At 70.1% G+C, this 18,432-nt stretch carries 16 protein-coding genes; 6 read left to right on the plus strand and 10 right to left on the minus strand.

Features of this window, described 5'->3' with window-relative positions; all coding sequences use genetic code 11:
• The first annotated feature begins 131 nt into the window (after positions 1 to 131).
• The 3 genes from VKV57_10555 to VKV57_10565 are packed head-to-tail and all read left to right on the plus strand — an operon-like array spanning position 132 to position 3,369.
• Complete coding sequence (locus VKV57_10555) at positions 132 to 1,133, plus strand: thiamine pyrophosphate-dependent dehydrogenase E1 component subunit alpha (GenBank protein ID HLW60347.1); 1,002 nt, start codon at positions 132 to 134, stop codon at positions 1,131 to 1,133.
• On the plus strand, positions 1,133 to 2,098 hold the full coding sequence (locus VKV57_10560; protein ID HLW60348.1) for an alpha-ketoacid dehydrogenase subunit beta: 966 nt from the start codon (positions 1,133 to 1,135) through the stop codon (positions 2,096 to 2,098). Before VKV57_10555 ends, VKV57_10560 begins: the two co-directional genes overlap by 1 nt.
• Positions 2,099 to 2,130: 32 nt before the next feature.
• Positions 2,131 to 3,369 carry an MFS transporter gene (locus VKV57_10565; GenBank protein HLW60349.1) on the plus strand — a complete coding sequence of 413 codons (1,239 nt, stop codon included), beginning with the start codon at positions 2,131 to 2,133 and terminating at the stop codon, positions 3,367 to 3,369.
• 13 nt (positions 3,370 to 3,382) lie between these two features.
• Here VKV57_10565 and VKV57_10570 read toward each other — a convergent pair whose 3' ends face one another.
• The 7 genes from VKV57_10570 to VKV57_10600 all read right to left on the minus strand — a co-directional run bounded on the left by VKV57_10570 (position 3,383) and on the right by VKV57_10600 (position 10,340).
• A complete protein-coding gene (locus tag VKV57_10570) occupies positions 3,383 to 4,573 on the minus strand; it encodes an MFS transporter (GenBank protein ID HLW60350.1) in 1,191 nt (396 codons plus the stop codon).
• Positions 4,570 to 5,967, minus strand: coding sequence for a mercuric reductase (locus VKV57_10575; protein ID HLW60351.1), 1,398 nt, complete (start codon positions 5,965 to 5,967; stop codon positions 4,570 to 4,572). The genes VKV57_10570 and VKV57_10575 overlap by 4 nt, the downstream gene beginning before the upstream one ends.
• A 62-nt stretch (positions 5,968 to 6,029) precedes the next feature.
• Positions 6,030 to 6,809 (minus strand): amino acid ABC transporter ATP-binding protein, encoded by a 780-nt coding sequence (locus VKV57_10580; protein ID HLW60352.1) that lies wholly within the window; start codon positions 6,807 to 6,809, stop codon positions 6,030 to 6,032.
• Positions 6,809 to 7,465 carry an amino acid ABC transporter permease gene (locus tag VKV57_10585; protein HLW60353.1) on the minus strand — a complete coding sequence of 219 codons (657 nt, stop codon included), beginning with the start codon at positions 7,463 to 7,465 and terminating at the stop codon, positions 6,809 to 6,811. The genes VKV57_10580 and VKV57_10585 overlap by 1 nt, the downstream gene beginning before the upstream one ends.
• A complete protein-coding gene (locus tag VKV57_10590; GenBank protein HLW60354.1) occupies positions 7,465 to 8,133 on the minus strand; it encodes an amino acid ABC transporter permease in 669 nt (222 codons plus the stop codon). The genes VKV57_10585 and VKV57_10590 overlap by 1 nt, the downstream gene beginning before the upstream one ends.
• 51 nt (positions 8,134 to 8,184) lie before the next feature.
• Positions 8,185 to 9,180 carry a transporter substrate-binding domain-containing protein gene (locus VKV57_10595; GenBank protein ID HLW60355.1) on the minus strand — a complete coding sequence of 332 codons (996 nt, stop codon included), beginning with the start codon at positions 9,178 to 9,180 and terminating at the stop codon, positions 8,185 to 8,187.
• 5 nt (positions 9,181 to 9,185) lie between these two features.
• Positions 9,186 to 10,340, minus strand: a complete 1,155-nt coding sequence (locus VKV57_10600; GenBank protein ID HLW60356.1) for an aminotransferase class V-fold PLP-dependent enzyme — start codon at positions 10,338 to 10,340, stop codon at positions 9,186 to 9,188.
• 60 nt (positions 10,341 to 10,400) lie between these two features.
• Between VKV57_10600 and VKV57_10605 the strand changes: the two genes are divergently transcribed.
• Positions 10,401 to 11,789, plus strand: coding sequence for an FGGY-family carbohydrate kinase (locus VKV57_10605; protein ID HLW60357.1), 1,389 nt, complete (start codon positions 10,401 to 10,403; stop codon positions 11,787 to 11,789).
• Between the two features lie 125 nt (positions 11,790 to 11,914).
• On the opposite strand, the gene VKV57_10610 is transcribed toward VKV57_10605, so the two are convergent.
• From VKV57_10610 to VKV57_10620, 3 genes are all read right to left on the minus strand, one after another.
• Positions 11,915 to 12,853, minus strand: coding sequence for an NAD-dependent epimerase/dehydratase family protein (locus VKV57_10610; GenBank protein HLW60358.1), 939 nt, complete (start codon positions 12,851 to 12,853; stop codon positions 11,915 to 11,917).
• A gap of 99 nt (positions 12,854 to 12,952) precedes the next feature.
• A complete protein-coding gene (locus tag VKV57_10615; GenBank protein ID HLW60359.1) occupies positions 12,953 to 13,429 on the minus strand; it encodes an isoprenylcysteine carboxylmethyltransferase family protein in 477 nt (158 codons plus the stop codon).
• 284 nt (positions 13,430 to 13,713) lie between these two features.
• Positions 13,714 to 14,859 (minus strand): SelA-like pyridoxal phosphate-dependent enzyme, encoded by a 1,146-nt coding sequence (locus VKV57_10620; GenBank protein ID HLW60360.1) that lies wholly within the window; start codon positions 14,857 to 14,859, stop codon positions 13,714 to 13,716.
• A gap of 200 nt (positions 14,860 to 15,059) precedes the next feature.
• Here VKV57_10620 and VKV57_10625 point away from each other — a divergent pair, with 200 nt between their 5' ends.
• Positions 15,060 to 16,577, plus strand: a complete 1,518-nt coding sequence (locus VKV57_10625) for an HlyD family secretion protein (GenBank protein ID HLW60361.1) — start codon at positions 15,060 to 15,062, stop codon at positions 16,575 to 16,577.
• A complete protein-coding gene (locus tag VKV57_10630; protein ID HLW60362.1) occupies positions 16,577 to 18,139 on the plus strand; it encodes a DHA2 family efflux MFS transporter permease subunit in 1,563 nt (520 codons plus the stop codon). Before VKV57_10625 ends, VKV57_10630 begins: the two co-directional genes overlap by 1 nt.
• Positions 18,140 to 18,432 lie beyond the last annotated feature (293 nt).

An 18,432-nucleotide genomic window follows, 5' to 3' on the forward strand; every position in this document is an offset into this window, starting at 1 on the left:
GCGCGTACCGTCCGAACCGATCCGTCATGCTGCACCTCCCCTGCCGCTGATCCGCTCAGACTTCTCCGCCCGCCGATCCCGCCCCTCGCGAGGCGAGGGGGAGCGGTCGGGGCCACCGAAGTGTAAGCGGCATGGCAGACCCGCGCCCTGACGCTCCTCCCGATCTCGCCGTGGAGGATCTGTGCCGCCTGCACCGGTTCATGCTCCTGCAGCGATTGGCCGAGGATCGCATCGTGAAGCTGTACCGCGGCGGGGCGATCGCCGGCGCCTGCTTCACCGGGTTCGGGCACGAGGCCATCGCCGTCGGCGCCGCGTACGCGCTCGGCCCGGACGACGTGGCCTCCACCCTGCACCGCGATCTCGGCGCGCGATTGGTGCTGGGGATGCCGCTCGGGTACTATTTCGCCAATTTTCTCGGGCGGACCGGGTCGCCCAGCCGGGGGCGCGGTGGAAATCTCCAAATCGGGGGCCTCGGGCCGCGCATCCTCCTGCACACCGACTATATCGGAGCCACGATCCCCATGGCCGCGGGGGCGGCGCTCGGCTTCACGATCCGCGAGGAGCCCCGGGTGGCGATGACCCTGTTCGGCGAGGGCACACTCGCCGCGGGGGAGTTTCACGAGGGGGCGAACCTCGCCGCCGTCCTCCGGCTGCCGCTCGTCCTCGTCTGCTGGAACAACCAGTTCGCATACTCGACCCCGCTCGCCCGGGAGGTGGCCGGCCCGATCGTCGAGCGGATGGCGGGGTACGGTCTGGCCTCCTGCGCGGTCGACGGGAACGACGTCGCCGCGGTCCATGGGGCGGCCAAGCGCGCGGTGGAGCGGGCTCGGGGGGGCGGGGGCGCGTCGTTCATCGAGTGCCGGACGATGCGCATCCGCGGCCACTCCGAGGCCGACGACGCCTCCTACGTCCCCCCCGCTCTGATCGCGGAATGGCGACGGCGGGATCCGGTGGAGCGGCTGGAGCACTCCCTGCTCGCCTCGGGGACGCTCAGCGCCGGGAGCCTCGAAGCGGTCCGCGCCGCGGCGCTGGCCGAGGTGGACGCCGCCCAGGCGTGGGCGGAGGCGAGCCCCCCGCCCGATCCGGCGGAGGTGGAGCGTGGGGTCTACTGCGAGGACCGGCCGTGGCCGTGATGACCTATCTGGAGGCGATCAGCGACGCCCTGCGCCTGGCGATGCGGGCAGACCCGGCGGTCATCCTCCTCGGCGAAGATATCGCCGCGTACGGCGGCGCCTTCAAGATCACGAAGGGGTTTCTCGAGGAGTTCGGTCCCCGCCGCGTGATCGACACCCCGATCAGCGAGGCGGCGATCGTCGGCGCATCGATCGGCGCCGCGCTCGTCGGCCTGCGCCCCGTCGCCGAGATGCAGTTCGCCGACTTCATCTCCAACGCGTTCAACCAGATCGTGAACGTCGCGGCGACCTCCGCCTACCGCGCCGGCGGCTGCGTGCCGATCGTCGTCCGGGCCCCCTGCGGGGCCGGCACGCACGGCGGCCCGTTCCACTCGCAGTCGATCGAGGCATACTTCTTCCACGCGCCCGGGCTGAAGATCGTGATGCCCGCCACCCCCGCCGACGCGAAGGGGCTGCTGCTCGCCGCGATCGCCGACCCGAACCCCGTGCTGTACCTGGAGCACAAAGCGCTGTACCGGTCGCAGCGGGGCCCCGTCGACGAAGGCCTCACCCCGGCCCCCCTCGGCAAGGCCGCGGTGCGCCGCCCCGGTCGCGACCTTACCGTGGTCACCTACGGGATGATGGTGCACCGCTGCTGCGAGGCGGCCGACCGGGCCGCGGCGGAGGGCGTGGACGCCGAGGTGATCGACCTGCGGACACTGCTCCCGTTGGATCTCGAGACGATCGGCGCGTCGATCGAGCGCACCACCCGCGTCCTCATCGTCCAAGAAGACCGTCTCCGCGGCGGCATCGGCGCCGAGATCGCCGCCCACATCGGCGAGCACCTCTTCGGATCGCTCGACGCCCCGATCGCCCGGATCGGGGCCCCGAACGTCCCGGTCCCCTACGCGCCCGAACTCGAGGCAGCCTACCTGCCCGGCGCCGACCGAATCCGGGAGGCGATCATCCGTCTGGCCCGGTGGTAGCCGGAGGCCCCGCGGGGGCTCCCTCCGGCCCGGTGGCGCGCCTCCGGCGGCTGGCGATCGACCTGTCTCCGTTCCGCGAGTCTCGGCTGTTTCGGCTGCTCTGGTGGGGACAGTTGGTCTCGGGGGTCGGCAGCGACATCACCCGCATCGCGCTGCCCTACCAAGTCTACCGGCTCACCGGCTCCACGCTCGCGGTCGGGCTGCTGGCCCTCTGCCAGCTCATCCCGCTGCTGACGGCGTCGCTGGCCGGCGGCGCGATCGCCGACGCGTACGAGCGGCGCCGGCTGCTGATGTGGCTGCACGCCGGGCTGAGCGCGTGCTCGGTCGCGCTCGCCGCGAACGCGCACCTCTCCACCCAGCGGCTGTGGGTCCTGTACGCGCTGACGGCGTGCATCACGGCCTTCGACGCCCTGACCTCCCCCGCCCTCGGCACGCTGGTCCCGCGGTTCTTCCCGCTCGACCGGCTGCCGGCCGCGTTGGCCCTGAACGGCCTCGCCCGCAGCTTCGGCGCGCTCGTCGGTCCGGTCCTCGGCGGGGTGCTGATCGCCCGGATCGGACTGACCGGGGCGTATCTCGCCGATGCGGCGACGTTCCTCGTCGCGCTGGCCACCCTCGGCGCCCTTGCGCCCGTTCCGCCGCACAGCAGCAGCCCGCCGGCGGGGCTGGAGTCGATCCGGGAGGGCCTGCGCTTCCTCAAAGGGCGCAAGGTGCTGCAGTCCACCTTCACGATCGACCTGAACGCGATGATCTTCGGAATGCCGACCTCGCTGTTCCCGGCGGTGGCGCGGCGGCTGGGGGGCGGATCCGAAGTCCTCGGGCTCCTCTACGCGGCGCCGCACGCCGGCGCGTTCGTGGCGACGCTGCTGAGCGGAGGTGTGGGGCGCGTCCGACGCCAGGGACGCGCGGTCATGATCGCGGTGGTCCTCTGGGGCGCCGCCGTCACCGCCTTCGGGATCGCCCGCACCCTGTGGCCGATGCTGATCTTTCTCGCCGCCGCCGGCGCCGCCGATCTCACGAGCGCGATCTTCAGGGACGCCATCGCCCAGTCGGTGACGCCCGACGCGCTGCGCGGCCGCCTCAACGGGATGGAGCTGGCGGTCGTCGCCAGCGGGCCGGCGCTGGGGGACCTGGAAGCGGGGATCGTGGGATCGCTGACCAGCGTCCCCTTCTCCATCATCTCCGGAGGGATCGCCTGCATCCTCGGCGTGGGGGTTCTGGCCAAGCTCGTGCCCGAGTTTTCCCGGTACGACGCCGCGCACCCGACCCCCTGAGCCCGCGGGCCGCTCAGCCCGGCGCGGGTCGGGGAGCGGCCACCATCCGGCTCAACCTCAGCGCCGCCCCCAGCCCGGCCAGGGCCGCCGCGAGCGCCACGGTCCACAGGAGCGGAAAACTTCCCGTGGCGTCCAGCAGATACCCGAACAGCACGCCGGAGATCGTCGAAGCCACCTGCCCCACCGCGAGGTTCAGCGAGACGGCGATCCCGGCGCGCTGAATCCCGAACACGTCGGTCGTCAACGTGGTCAGGATCGGCAGGGTGAGCGCGAGGCCGGTGCCGGCCAGCGCGGCGCTCACGCCGACCGCCACGGCGTTGTGGACGGCGATGAGGAGCGCAAACGCCGCGCAGAGGAGCCCGAAGCCCGCGAGCACGACCCGGGCACGGGTCCCCAGCCGGTCGGACAGTGTCCCGGCGAGCGGGGAGGCGGCAATCAACCCCAGGTTGATGATCGACGCGACGGCACCCGCGGCGGCCGTGCCGAACGCGAACTCGTTGCGCAGGTACGTGGGCAGCCACGCGGTGATGCCGTACGCGCTGAACAGCGCCAGGAACACGCAGCTGACGATGGCGATGAACTGGGGTTGTCCCGCGATCCGCCCGACCTGCGCCGCGAGCGGCCCGCCGCCGGGCCGGGCCGGCGCCCCCGGTGCCAGCCAGGCCGCCCCGCACGCCCACGTCACCGCGGAGAACGCCGCCAGAGCCAGGAACGCCGCGCGCACCCCGGCCCCCTGGCTGAGCAGGGGCATCAGGAAGAGGCCGACCAGCATGCCCGTCCCCGCCCCCGATTGCAGCGCGCCCATCGCCGCCCCGCGGTTCGGCGTGGCGGCCAGCACCAGCTTTACGGTGGACGAGTACAGCATCGCCGCGGCGACTCCCATCACGAACCGCAGGAGCATCGCCGGCCAGTAGCCCGCGGTGAGGGGGAAGAAGGCGGAGGCGACGGTGATCGCCGCGAGGCCGGTGAGGGTCACGCGACGCGTGGGGTAGTTGTCGGCGGCGAGCCCGGCCGGAATCTGCGCCAGCACGTAGCCGAGGAGGTAGGCGGAGAGCAGCCCGCCCACCGCCGCGTAATCGACGTGGTAGATCGCCCGCAGATCGTTGAAGAACGGCACGACGTCGATCCGCTGCGCGTTGGCGACAACGAAGACGCCCCACCCCGCGAGCGCCGCCGCGCGGAGCCGGGGCGAGTCGCGCGTCACTCCAGCGAGTCGAACAGGTTGTTGAGCGACTCCGCGAGCGTGGGGTGGGCGAAGACCGCGTTCTGCAGCGCGGTGTACGGGAGGCGCCCCATCATCGCCACCTCGACGATGCTCATCAGCTCGCCGCCGGCGATCCCCAGAATCGAGCATCCCAGGACCTGCCCGCTTCCGGCGTCGACCACGACCTTCATCAGCCCACGGGTCTCCTCGGACTCGATCGCCCGGGCGACGTGCGACATCGGCATCTTGGCGACCCGGATCGCGAGGCCCTGGCTCCGCGCCTCCTGCTCGGTCAGCCCCACCCGGCCGAGTTCGGGGTCCATGAACACCGTGTACGGCACCAGCCGGCCGCGGGTGGTGGCGCCCCCGCCCTTCAGCAGGTTGGTCTCGAGGATCCGGAAGTCGTCGTAGGAGATGTGCGTGAACGCCGGGCCGCCCTTGACGTCGCCGATGGCATAGACCCCTGGGGCGCCGGTCTCCAGCCGGTCGTTCACCCGCACGTACCCCTGCCGGTCGGTCTGGACCCCCGCGGCCTCGAGGTTCAGCCGATCGGTGTTGGGGAGCCGCCCCGCCGCCACGAGGAGGTGCGACCCTCTCAGCGGCCGCGGCCGGCCGTCCCCGGCGGCGCCCACCGCGAGCTCGATCCCGCCGTCGGGGCCCGGGGAGGCGCGCCGGACCACGCTCTCCAGCAGCACCTCGATCCCATCGTCGCGCAGGATCTTCGCGACTTCGCCCGCGACATCGGGATCCTCCCGGCCCAGCAGCTGCGTTCCCCGCTGCACGATCGTCACCTGGGACCCGAACCGCCTGAACATCTGCCCGAACTCGACGCCGATGTAGCCGCCGCCCATCACCAGCAGGTGGTCGGGCACCGCGCCCAGCTCCATGATCGAGGTCGAGTCCAACACCGCCACGCCGTCCAGCCCCGGCACCGGGGGCCGGCCCGGCCGGGCGCCGGTGTTGATGACGATGAGCTCGGCGGCGACCTGGCGGGTGCCGCCGTCGTTCATCCGGACCTCGATCGCTCGCGGCCCGGTGAAGCGCCCTTCGCCCTTCAACAGGTCGATCCGCTCGGCGGCCCGCAGGCTGCGCTCGCTCCCGCCGCTCCACGCCTCGACGATCTTCCGCTTCCGCTCGCGGACCTTGGCCAGATCCACGCTCACCGGGCCGGTGCGGACCCCGTACTCCGCGCCCCGCCGAGCCAGATAGGCGACCCGGCCGCTGGCGACCATCGTCTTCGTCGGGGTGCAGCCCTCGTTCACGCAGGTCCCGCCCACGTGCACCCGCTCGATCACCGCGGTCCTGCGGCCGGCGGCCGCGAGCGCCTTCGCCAGCGGATTCCCCCCTTGGCCGGAGCCGAGGACGATTGCGTCATAGGCGTGGGTGGCCGTCATCACCGCACCTCTACCGTCGGCGAAATCTGCGCCGCCGAATGGTCACCGCTGAGCCGGGAGGCCTAGACCGATCCGAACACCCCGCGGAAGCGGCTGAGAAACGCCTGCAGTCGGCTGGTGCGCGGGCGCACCAGGACCTCCCCCGGGGGCCCTTCCTCGGCGATGATCCCGCCGTCCATGAACACCACCCGGTGGGCGACCTCGCGAACAAAGATCATCTCGTGGGAGACGACCAGCATCGTCTGGCCGCTGCGGGCCAGATCCTGCATCACGGTGAGCACCTCACCGACCAACTCCGGATCGAGGGCGGAGGTGACCTCGTCGAAGAGCATCAGCTTGGGCTGCATCGCCACCGCCCGGGCGATCGCGACCCGCTGCTGCTGGCCGCCGCTGAGCTGGAACGGATACGCCTTGATCTTGTCGGCGAGGCCCACGCGCTCGAGCCAGGTGAGGGCGGTCTGCCGCGCCTCCGCCCGCGGCCGGTGCTGCACGCGCACGAGCCCCAACGTGACGTTGTCGAGGACCGTCATGTGCGGGAAGAGATTGTAGCTCTGGAAGACCATCCCGACCTCGGCGCGCTGCCGCGAGATCTGGGACTCGGGCAGCCGGCGCAGCCGGCCGTCGGCCTCCCGGTACCCGATCAGCTCCTGCCCGATGTAGATCCGACCCTGCTGGTAGTCTTCGAGGGCGTTCACGCACCGCAGCAGCGTCGTCTTCCCCGACCCGCTCGCCCCGATCAGCGCGACCACTTGCCCGGGGCCGACGTCCAGCGAGATGCCGCGAAGGACCTCCAGCGTCCCGAACCGCTTGTGCAGGTCCACGATCCGCAGGACGGGAGGCATCAGTACGTGAGGTAGGCGAACCGCCGCTCCAGGAACGCGGCGGCCTGCGAGATCGTGAAGTTCACCGCAAAATAAAAGAAGGCGGTGAGCATGTAGAAGGGGAGGACGATGAACGTGTACCCGACGACGTTCTGCATCGCCAGCAGCAGGTCCACGATGCCGAGCAGCGACAGCAGCGCCGACCCCTTGACGATCTCCACCGCGGCGTTCACCCAGGGCGGCAGCATCCGCCGCGTCGCCTGCGGGAGGATCACCAGACGCAGCCGCAGCCAGAAGGGCAGCCCGACGGCCTTTGCCGCATCCATCTGCGCGCGTGGGATGGAGTCGATCCCGCCCCGGACGATCTCCGCGATGTGGGCGGCGGCGAAGATGCTGAGCGCCGTCACCCCCGCCTGCCACGCCGAGAGGCTCAAGCCCAGCGCCGGCAGCCCGAAGTAGCAGGCGAAGATCAGCACGAGGACCGGGATCCCCCGGACGGTGTCGACGAAGACCCGCGCGGCGAGGCGGGGGATGAGGCCGCCGTAGAGCAGCAGCAGGCCAACGACGAACCCCGCGATCGAGCCGGCGACGAGGACGATGCCGGAGATCTCGAGCGTGGTGCGCAATCCGCGCAGCAGCTGCGGCAGGGCCGGGGCGATCTGCTGCCACGCGGTCATCACCGGATTACCGCGTACCGGCGCTCGGTGCGGCGGAGGACCAGCGCGATCCCGTAGCCCGCAGCCAGGTACATCGCCGTGGCGAACGTCCAGGCCTCGATCGTCCGGAACGTGTTGACGTTCAGCCACTCGGCGGCGTAGGTCAGTTCGGGCACCGCCAGCGCGGACGCCAGCGACGTATCTTTGAACAGCGAGATGAACGTGTTGCTGAGGGACGGCAGGATGATCCGGAACGTCACCGGCAGGATCACGAACCGCACGCGCTGCCACGGGGTGAGGCCGACGGCCTTGCCCGCCTCGACGTAGCCGACGGGCACCGAGTTCACCCCGGCCCGGAAGACCTCGGTCAGGTAGGCGCCGGAGTACACCGACAGCGCGGCGATGAACGACCACACGTTGTTGAGCGCCGTGATCCCCATCTTCGGCAGGCCGTAGAACGCGAAGTAGACCAGCAGCAGCAGGGGGACGTTGCGGATGAACTCGACGTAGGCGGTGACGGCGATCCGCAGCCACCGGGGACCGAAGCTACGGGCGAACGCCCCCGCCATCCCGATCAGGCTCCCGATCAACAGGCAGAGCACGGCGAGCTCCAGGCCGAGGGCGAGCCCCCAGTAGAATCGCGGGAAGTTCTGCCACGCCAAGAACCAGTTGAAATGATACGCTCGCATGGGAGGGCAGCGGGGGGCCGCTCCGCCGCGACCCCCCACGCACGCGATTGATCAGCTCGAGCGGATCAGGCCCATCGCCTGGTCCATCCGCGCCTCGATCGGAAACCCGATCGGCGGATCGGGCAGGGTGATGCCGAAGTACTTCGCGTACTCTTCCTTGTAGTACTTCCACTGGTTGCCGCCCATCGCCACCATTAGCACCGTGTCGACGAAGGTCTTCCAGATCGTATCGCCGGGCTTCATCGCGCCGCCGTAGACTTGAGGGTAATACCCCTTCCCGGAGTCCCGGTATTTGTTCGGGAACCGAAGGGTCAGCCAGCGCACGGTCGACTGGTCGACCGCCGCGGCGTCCACGCGGTTGGAATCGACGGCCTGGATGACGTTGGCCTGGCTGTCGAGCTGCACCACCTGCGCCTTCGGCAGCGCCTCGTGCACCAGATCGTCCGCGCCCACGTTCTGCAGCACCGAGCAGCGCGCCTTGGCCCCCGCCCCCACCAGCGCCTTGTAGTCCCGGTACGGGCCGGCCTTGGGCATCAGCAGCCCCACCCCCTCGCGGTAGTAGGGAATGGAGAACTCGACCTGCTGCGCCCGGAGCGGGCTGATCGTCATGAACTGGAAGACGATATCCACCTTGTCGGTGAGCAGGCTCGGGATCCGGGCGTCGGCCGCCTGGATCTGGAACTGGACCTTGGTCGGATCGTTGAACAGGGCCATGGCCAACAGGCGTCCCATCGAGATGTCGAACCCGGCGAAGTCGCCCTTCTCGTCCTGGAAGTGCCACGGAGGGTTCCCGTTGCCGGTCCCGACGAGCAGCGTCTTGCGCTTGATCACATCGTAGAGCTTGCTGGCACCCTGCGGCTGCTGCGCGGCGGCGTTGGTCGCCAGAAACGCCGCGGCGACCGTCCCGACCCCGGCCGCGGCGGCCCACCGGGCCAGCCCGCCCGCCGCCACCGCCCCTGCCGAGTCCACAAACAACCGTCTGCGCGACACCGCCTCCACCTCGCGCCGCTCTCCGCGCGCACGCTTCGAACCGCCGTCTACCCCCATCGCGGTCACCCCCTCGTCTGCACCCGAGATAAGATGTCGACCAACCGACTCGCCACGATCGCTTCCTCGCCCGGCTGGAGCGTCTGCGGATTCAGCACCAGCCCGGCGCGGTGCTCCCCGACCACGATCGCCGGGTCCCCCTCCCGCAGGGCCCCGATCACCTCCTCCTTGGCCGGCGCCCCCGGGCGCAGGTCGATGTAGACGCGGGGAATGCCGACGGGCTGGATCCCGGGTTCCGCCGGACACATCCGGCGGGCCGACGCGGCGGGGAGATCGCCCAGGGCGTTGAGAAGAAATGCCACCTGCGACTCCCAGCGAGCCATCTCTGCCGCGTGATCGAGCGCCAGGTACCGCTCCACCGCGGCCACAAGCCCGGCGATCTCCTCCTTGCCGGCCTTCATCGGCCGCCCGATCCGCTGATTCGGGTTGCTGTGAAGACGGCAGGCGCGGACGAGGTCCTCCCGCCCGAGGACGAGCCCGGTGGCCTGCGGCCCGCGGAGATCCTTCCCCCCGCTGAAGACGACGAGCGACGCCCCCTGCTGGACGAACCGCCAGAGGTTTTCAACCGGAGGCAGTTCGGCTGCCGCGTCGACGAGCACCGGGATCCCGGCGCGCGAGGCGATCTCCACGACCTCGGCGAACGGGAGCGAGCCCCGCGCTTCCGCGAACTCGGCGATGTAGGCGACCGCCACGACATCCGCATCGAGCGCGGCCGCAAGTTCCCAGGGTTCGGTCCGATCCGCGCCGCCAAACTCCCGCAGGTCGGCGCCCGGCAGACGCAGGCATTGATCGTACCGGTTCCGCTGCGCCCGATGGATCACGATCGCGTGCGGGAGCCCGGTCGTGTCCGGGAGCTTGGCCATTCTCCCCGGGTCGTCCCCGGCCAGGCAGGCGGCCGACGCCAGGGCCAGCCCCGCGGCGGCCCCGCTGGACACGAACGCCGCCGGCACGCCGAGCAGCGATGCGAGGTGCGCGCCGGCGCGCTCGTGCAGGTCCTCCAGATCCACAAAGGCCCCCGCGGCCGCGGCCATCGCGTCGCGCACTTCCGCCGGCATCAGCGACCCGCCGACCCGCGTCAGGGTTCCCCAGGCGTTGATCAACGGGCGCACGCCGAGCGAGCGGTACGGATCCTCGACGCGCCACAGGCCATCGCTCAGCACGCCGCACTCTTCATCGCCGCAAGGAGGTTTTTCCTGCAACAGGCGCAAGAGTAGCCCGAGATGTCCGGACCGATCCTGGCCCTCGATGCCGGCACCACCGCGTGCAAGGGAGTCCTGGCCCGTGACGACGGGACTCCGGAATCCCTGGCGGTGCTCCCGTACGCCGCTGGAGATCCCACCCGCGATCCCGCGGTATGGTGGGAGACGCTGTCGCGGGTCGTCGAGCAGGTATGCGCGGCCGCGGCCCCCCCTCCCGGCGCCGTCGCGCTGTGTGGCCGCGGCGGCGGCCTGGCCTGCCTCGACGACGGCGGCACGCCCGTCCCCCTCCCCTGGAGCACGATCCTGGAGGGCGCGCGCGCGCGCCCCATCGACGCGCCCGCCCACCAGCGACTGGCGTCGTGGGGTGCGATCTACGCCGAGGCGCAGGTCCGCGCACCGGCCGCCGCCTCCCGCATCGCGCGCCTCTGCGGAGTGAAGGACTACCTCAACTACCGGTTGACGGGCGTGTGGGCGACGGACGCGTCGAGCGCCGGATGCCGCGAGTGGCCTCGGGATCTCGCGCCCTTCGGGCTTCGGGCCGGCATGCTCCCGCCGATCCGGCCGGGGACGGAGCGGCTCGGCCCGCTCAGCGGCGGCGCGGGGTTGCCGCTCCCGGCGGGAATCCCGGTCTGCGTCGGCGGGCACGACGGCGTCTGCGCCAATCTCGGCGCGGGTCGGCTGGACGTCGGAGACGGCTGCATCACGCTCGCCACAAACGGCGTGGTTCGGGTCAACACGCGCATCCCGGTCTACCCCACCCCTCGGTTCCACACCTTCACCTACCCGTACCTCGGCGAGATGTGGACGAGCGGCGGAGACGTCCCGGCCGGCGGATCCGCCGTGGGGTGGGCCGCCCGGTTGCTCGGCGTGCACGACGGAAACCCCCTCACCACCGAGGCCGCGCTGCGGCGGTTCGATGCGCTGGCCGCGGGGGCCCCGCCGGCGGCGCGCGGCCTCCTGTTTCTTCCCTACCTCCGCGGCGCCCTCAGCCCGGCGAGAGACTTGGATCGCCGGGGGGCGTTCCTGCACCTCGACCTCCGGCACGGGCGGGAGGACGCGGCGCGGGCCGTGCTGGAGGGGGTCGCCTTCGCGCTGCGGCACATTCGCGATGCCCTCGAACGCTCGGGGCAGGCGATCGGACAGTTGTGCGTGACGGGGGGTGGGAGCCGCAGCCGCGTCTGGACGCAGATCGTCGCCAGCGTCCTCGATCAGCCGCTCTGCTTCGTCGAGCCGGAGGCCTCCGCGCGGGGCGCCGCCCTCCTCGCCGCGGTGGGGCTGGGGCGCTTCCCCACGATCGCCGCCGCGGCGGAAGCGATGGTCCGCGGCGCGGGCACCGTCGACCCCGACCCGACCTGGACCGCCGTCTACCGAGACGCCTACGCGCGTTACCTCGACGCGGCGACCAGCTGATTCCGGAAAAATCGTTCCGGTCGGGTTCCTCGCTGACACTTCCTGCGAGTGCCGTGGGGTGGCGGGTTTACCGCGTACGCCGGCTGTGCGTAGACCTTGTGGAGGTGCTCACAGGGCCTGTTGGTTCAGACCTCGTGCACGTCGCGCTGAAAGGAGGCGGCAGTGGCTCGGATACCCTCGGCCCAGGTGGTGCCCGCAAAGCCGAGCTCCCTGGCGAATTTGCTGGAGTCGAAGAGGTACGGCGAATCGCTCTGATAAAGCATTTCGTAGGATTCCGCGACCAGCGGATTGAACCATCCTGCAACCCGGATCATGGCCCTGCTCAAGACGCGATATCTTGGCGCAACGCCAAATTCCTGCGCGACTAAGGCGACAAACTCTTTTCCGGTGAGTGGGTTGGCCATGGTGGGGACATGCCAGGTCTGATTCCAGGCGGTTGCCCGTTCCGCGAGTTGTACCAAGCTTTGCACGGCGTCCGGCGTGTAGGTAAAGGAGTGCGGGACAGAATCATTCACGAGCCATGAGGCTTTCTGCTTCCGAGCGAAGGGCTCGAAGACGAGACGATTAGGCACGCCGTTGGGCGTGGCGGGACCGTAGAAATCGGCGGAACGTGCAATCATGGCGGTGAGGGTGCCCGACTTCCACTCATTGATGAGGGTGGTGGCAATCTTCGCGCGGATTTCGCCTTTCGTGGTGCAGGGGTTGAAGGGCGTCTCCTCGGTCATGGGTCCGCGGACCTTGCCGTACAGGTACACGTTGTCAAAGAAGATGAGTTTTGCGCCGGCGCGCTTGCAGGCTTCGATCGTGTTGCCCATGATACGCGGCCACATTTCCCGCCAGAGCTTGTGATCGTACTTGAGACCAACAAGCAGATGCACAACGCTGGAGCCGGCGACAGCGCGGGTGGTTTGGTCTTTATCCATAAGATCGGCGGCAAGTGTTTCGGTCGCGCCGGGAATCTTCCGCGGATTGCGGCCGACGAGGCGAAATGGTTGATTCCTTACCGCAAGGCGTTTGGCGAGTTCGTTGCCAATGGCGCCGCCTGCTCCGAGGATGGTGATCATTCAGACCCCTCCCTTTCACGCGTACAGAGGGTTGAGAGTACCGCAGCTCGCCCCTCCGAGCACCCAGCGGACGTAGGCACGCCTGGCCTCCTCTGACATCTAGATGGGAAGAAGTTTATGGCGAGGAATCCAACGGGGCACAGCCTTGCGGTAGTTCTCGTAGGATATCCCGAACTTCCGGTGGAGTGTGGGTTCTTCGTAAAAAACCACAAATAGGTGGACGACCACCCATGCCAGTAGCGCGTACGTGAGGAGGGTCGCAGACGCGAAGAGCACGCTTTCGCCCAGGAGAATCAACACCGCGCCGACATACATTGGATTTCTGACCACGCGATACAACCCTCTGGTCACCAGCACCTTCGGTGGGTCAATGGGCGCCGGGGTCCCCCGTCCGGCAGACGCAAAATCCCAGGCACACCAGAGGTAGCACGCCGCGCCCAGCGCAATCGGCAAAGCCCCGATCAGCCCGAACGGAATGGCAGCCTCCGCTCCAACGGCGAGCAGATAGCGCGGTATCACCACCGTGACTGTACCTGGCACCAGGATGGTGAACACCAGCGTCTTGAGGACACTCATTGTCATCGTTAGTCTACGGTACGGTCCTCAGCCAACAGGCGAATGAGTCCGCCCTGCACTTCTGGAGTCCAAACCTTCTGGATTACTTTCTCCCTCTGAGAGCAAGCCACCGACGCACCGCTGGCGCGTTCTTTCTACGCGCTCACTCCCCGCAACCGAGGCTCGCATGCTAAGAAATCAGCTGCTGCGGACGTCATTCGCGAATATAACGTGGAGCAGACTTGGAGACAGGCCTTTCCATCCGGAAGTGCACCGTGTAGATCGGACTGCACGATGAGCCCAACCTACGTCCGCCGGCCGCGAAAGAACGCGGCCACCGCCGCGATGATCACGTCGACATCCTCCGGGAAAAGGGGCCTGGGGTCAAACGCCACCGCGCCCTCGGCGAGGTGGTGGTCGCGCGTCCAGACCGGCGGCTCCCAGCCGCGCAGGAAATCGACCAGGCGCTGCGCGCGGTCCCGCGCCCCGGCGCCGTCAAAGCGCAGCTCCGCGCGCTCGATCTCGGGGCGCACCTCGTCCCGCACGATCGCCGCCGCGGCGCCGCCGTGCACCCCGAACGCCGCCACCAGCCGCCGCACGACGGCGCGGTGGGCGAACCGGGCCGAGGCGTGGTCCGTCGCCGTGTACTCCCGCAGGGCCTCGAGGAGCCCGGCGATCGCCTCCTTGCCGACCTTCATCGCCCGCCCGATGCCTCGGTGCTGCGCGCGGACGCCGACCACCAGATCCCTCCGCCCACAGACGATCCCGCTCGTCGGACCGAGAAACGCCTTGCCGCCGCTGTAGATGACGAGGTCCGCGCCGAGCGCGGCGTAGCGGCGCAGGTCCTCCTCGGCGGCGGCGTCGACGAGCACCGGGACGCGCGCCGCGTGCGCGGTGTCCAGGCAGAACTCGAGCGGGAGCATCCCCTTCTGCACGGCGTGATGCGACTGGACGTAGACGAGCGCGGCCGGGTGGGTGCGGACCACGGCTTCGAGCTCACGACGGTCCGTCCGGTTGACCGCGCCGACGGCATGGACGACACCGCCGCCCAGCCGGATCATCTGCGCGATCTGCGCCCCGAAATCGACGAGGTGCCCGGTCTGGATGACCACCCGGCGCTCGCCCTCCTCGACGAACGGCACCTGACGGACCCTCCGGGGGTCTGCGCCCACGATGCTGGCGGCGACCCCGAGGGCGATGCCGGCGCTCGCGCTGCCGACGATCAGCGCCGCGGCGGCGCCGGTGGCCTCGGCGATCGCCGCGGCGGCGTCGTCGTGGAGCCGCTCCATGTCGCAGTACTGACCGGCCGCACGCCGCATCGCCTCGACGACTCCGGCCGAGAGCGTCGATCCGCCGAGCGATGTCATGTGCCCGCTCGCGTTGATCACGCGGTGCGAAAAGATATCCACCGCCTCCAGGTGCGGCGGCCGTTTGGCGGTCCGGCGCCCCACCCGCGGAGACCCGGTTATGCGCGGAGGCGTCATCGACCTAAAGGTTGGACGCGGCGGCGAGCGATCCCTACCCTCCTCGGGGTGTCGACGTCGACCCGCGCGCAGGGGGCGACCCCGCCCGCGGCGGGGGCGCGGCCGGGAGGGATGCGCCCACCGTGCGGCCGCGTTTAACCTGACTGGAAACTCAGGGAGGAGGACCTATGTCCCCAGATCAGCCAGGCGGGGCGGGACCCGAGCGAGGAGCGCCCGGTCCCCAGGATCCGCGGGCGGGAATCGGAGGCACCCCGGAGGGCCAGACGACCGGGGCGCGGAGCCGCTCTCCCTCGCGCCTGCGGACGTGGGCCTTCCGGATCGCCTTGGTCGCCATCGCCATCGCCGTGTTTATGACGATCCGCTACTTCACTTATGCGGCCACGCATCCGAGCACGGACGACGCCTTCGTCCAGGGCTCGACCGTTTCCATCAGCTCGAAGATCTTCGGCCGGGTGAGCCAGGTGCTGGTGCAGGGCGACCAGCGCGTCAGCGCGGGCCAGCCGCTGGTGGTGCTCGATCCGACCGACGCCCAGATCGAGGTGCAGCAGGCGGAGGCCGCCCTGATCGCCGCCACGACCCAGGTCGCCCAGGCCCAGGCGGCCCTGACCGCGCAGCGGAGCGAGACGGCCGGCGCGGTCGCTCAGGCGCAGGCCGCCGACGCCGCGGCGGGGACCCGCGTCCCGCAATCACAGACCGAGGTGAGCCTGCTGAAACAGCAGCTCACCGCCCAACGCGCCCAGACCGCCGCCGGGCTGCAGGGCGCCGAGGCACAGGCCACCGCCGCGGCGGCTCAGGTCGCGACCGCCGGGGCCGCCGTCCAGGCGGCGCGGGCGGCACGCGATCGGGCGGAGAAGGACTACGCGCGCTCCCAGACGCTCGTGGCTCAGGGCGCCATCGGAGCACAACAGCTCGACGCGGATAAAGCCGCGGCGGACGTGACCGCGGCGCAGTACGACAGCACCCTCGCCCAGCTCTCCGCGGCGAACGATCAGCTGCGGGCCGCGCGCGCGCAGGTGGGCGTGGCCAAGGCCGCGCTCGAGATAATCATCGCCGATCAGGCCCAGGTGGAGATCAAACAACAGGACGTCGCCGGTGCGATCGCCCAGCGGACGCAGGCCGCGGCGGGGGTGGAGAGCGCCCGGAGCGGGTTCGCCGTCGTCAGGCAACGCGAGGCCCAGGTGGCCGCGGCACAGGCGCAGGTCGCGCAGGCACAGGCGCAGCTGGCCGCGGCGCGGGTCCAGCTCCAGGAGACGCGCATCTCCGCACCCGCGGACGGCGTCGTGGCCAGCGAGGTCTCGGCGCAGCCCGGTGAAGTCGTTCAGCCCAACCAGCCGCTCCTCACGCTGGTTTTCTCCTCGCAGAAGTGGGTGGAGGCCAACTTCAAGGAAACCCAGCTGCGCAACATGCGCGTCGGGCAGCCGGCCGCGATCCGGGTCGACCTTCTCGGCCGCACGTTCCCGGGACACGTCGAGCGCCTCGGACCGGCCACCGGTTCCGCCCTGTCGCTCCTGCCGCCCCAGAACGCGACGGGAAACTATACCAAGGTGGTCCAGCGGGTCCCGGTGCGGATCGCGTTCGACGACCCCACCGCCGACACCCTCCAGGTCGGGTTGTCCGTCGAGGTGACGGTGGACACGACCCGGCGCGCGGCCGTCCAAGGCCCCGGAGTCGGCAAGACCCCCTGATGGCCGTCGCTTCCGCCCCCGCTCTGGTCTCCGCCCCCAACCGGTGGCTGATCGTCGCGGCCGTGACCTTCGGCACGCTGATGGGCACGGTCGACGCGTCCATCGTCAACGTCGCCCTCCCCAGCATCCAGGCGGCGTTCGGGGTGTCGATCACCGAGGTCACCTGGGTCACAACCGGGTACCTGATCGCGTTCGTCCTCGTGCTCCCGCTGACGGGGTGGCTCGCCTCGATGTTCGGCCGCAAGCCGCTCTATCAGGCCTGCCTGGTGGTGTTCATGGGCGCGTCGATGCTGGCCGGCCTGGCCCCATCCCTCCCCTTCCTCGTCGCCGCGCGGGTGCTGCAGGGCCTCGGTGCCGGCGTGCTCGGTCCCACGGAACAGGCGATCCTGGGCGAGACCTTCCCGCCCGAGCAGCGGGGGTTGGCGACGGGCCTGTACGGGCTGGTCGTGGTGCTGGGGCCGACGATCGGCCCGCTGCTGGGCGGCGCGATCACCGACACGTACAGCTGGCGCTGGATCTTCTATATTAACCTGCCGGTCGGGATCATCGGGCTCCTGATGGTCGCGAGCTTCGTCATCGAGCCGTCGTATATCAAGGCGCACCGCACCGCGATCGACGTCGTGGGGATCGGCTTCATGACGGCGGGGTTTATGTCGCTGCTCGTGGTCCTGGAAGAGGGCAACCGCTGGGACTGGTTCTCGTCTCCGCTGGTGTGGGGCTTCGGCCTCGTCGCCGTGTCGTGTCTCTTGTTGTTCGTCCTCTGGGAGCTGCTGGGGACGGAGACCCCGGCCGTCGACCTGCGGATCCTGGCCAACCCCTCGTTCGCGGCGGCGTGGGTCTGCGTGACGCTGCTCGGCTTTGGGCTCATCGGCGCGCTCCTCCTGCAGTCGCTCTTCCTGCAGGAGGTCCTCGGCTACACCGCCACGCAGACCGGACTCGCCTTTATGCCGCGCGGATTGGTGACGATGATCATGAGCCCGATCTCCGGCCTGCTCCTCTACCGCGTGGGCCCGCGGCTCATGGCGACGATGGGCCTGGCCTGTGTCTCCTCGGCCATATTCCTGATGTCCCGATGGACGCTGGAGACCGGCCCGCTGCAGACGGTGATTCCGCTGATGATCAACGGGCTCGGGCTGTCGATGCTGTTCATCCCGCTGATGAACGCGGGGCTGGCGGCGGCGGACCGCCGGAAGCTGACCGGGGCGGCCGGCCTGCTCAACCTGCAGCTCCAGCTCGGCGCGTCGTTCGGCACCGCGGTGTTGGCGACGCTGATCGAGCGGGGCATTCAACGATACCACGCCCGGCTCGTGGAGCAGGCCCTGCCGACAAACCCCGCGTTCTCGCAAATGGTGCACCAGATCTCACAGCTGATGATCGGGGGCGGGAGCGACGCGGTCACCGCCCAGCAGCAGGCGATGGCCGTGGTGGACGGCATCATCGTCCGCCAGGCCACCGTGCTGTCCTTCGAGCACGCCTTTCAGGTCGTGGCGGCGGTGCTGCTCTTGATGCTGGTCTGCATTCCTTTCCTGCGGAGACCGGCCCGGGCGGACGCGGGACACTAGGCTGCACTGTTTCGATCTAGTGTTAACACTGGAGGAGGCGTCCTCCATGGAAAGAGGGTCACCACTCTACCTCCGGAACCTCCAACCGAGGCCTCGCAAGCTTCGGAGAGGGGGAGGAGAGCATGACCCTCGAGGACAGCGTTCGCCGTCATCGCTTGCAGATCATGCAACGGGCGGCGATCTTGGGCAATGTGACCCGGGCATGCGCGGAAGCGGGCATCTCCCGCACCCTGTTCTACCGCTGGCGCAAGCGCGTGCTGCGCTATGGCCCCGATGGTCTCCGGCCTCGGCCC

The sequence above is a fragment of the bacterium genome (genome assembly GCA_035307765.1).
GTDB lineage: Bacteria > Sysuimicrobiota > Sysuimicrobiia > Sysuimicrobiales > Segetimicrobiaceae > Segetimicrobium.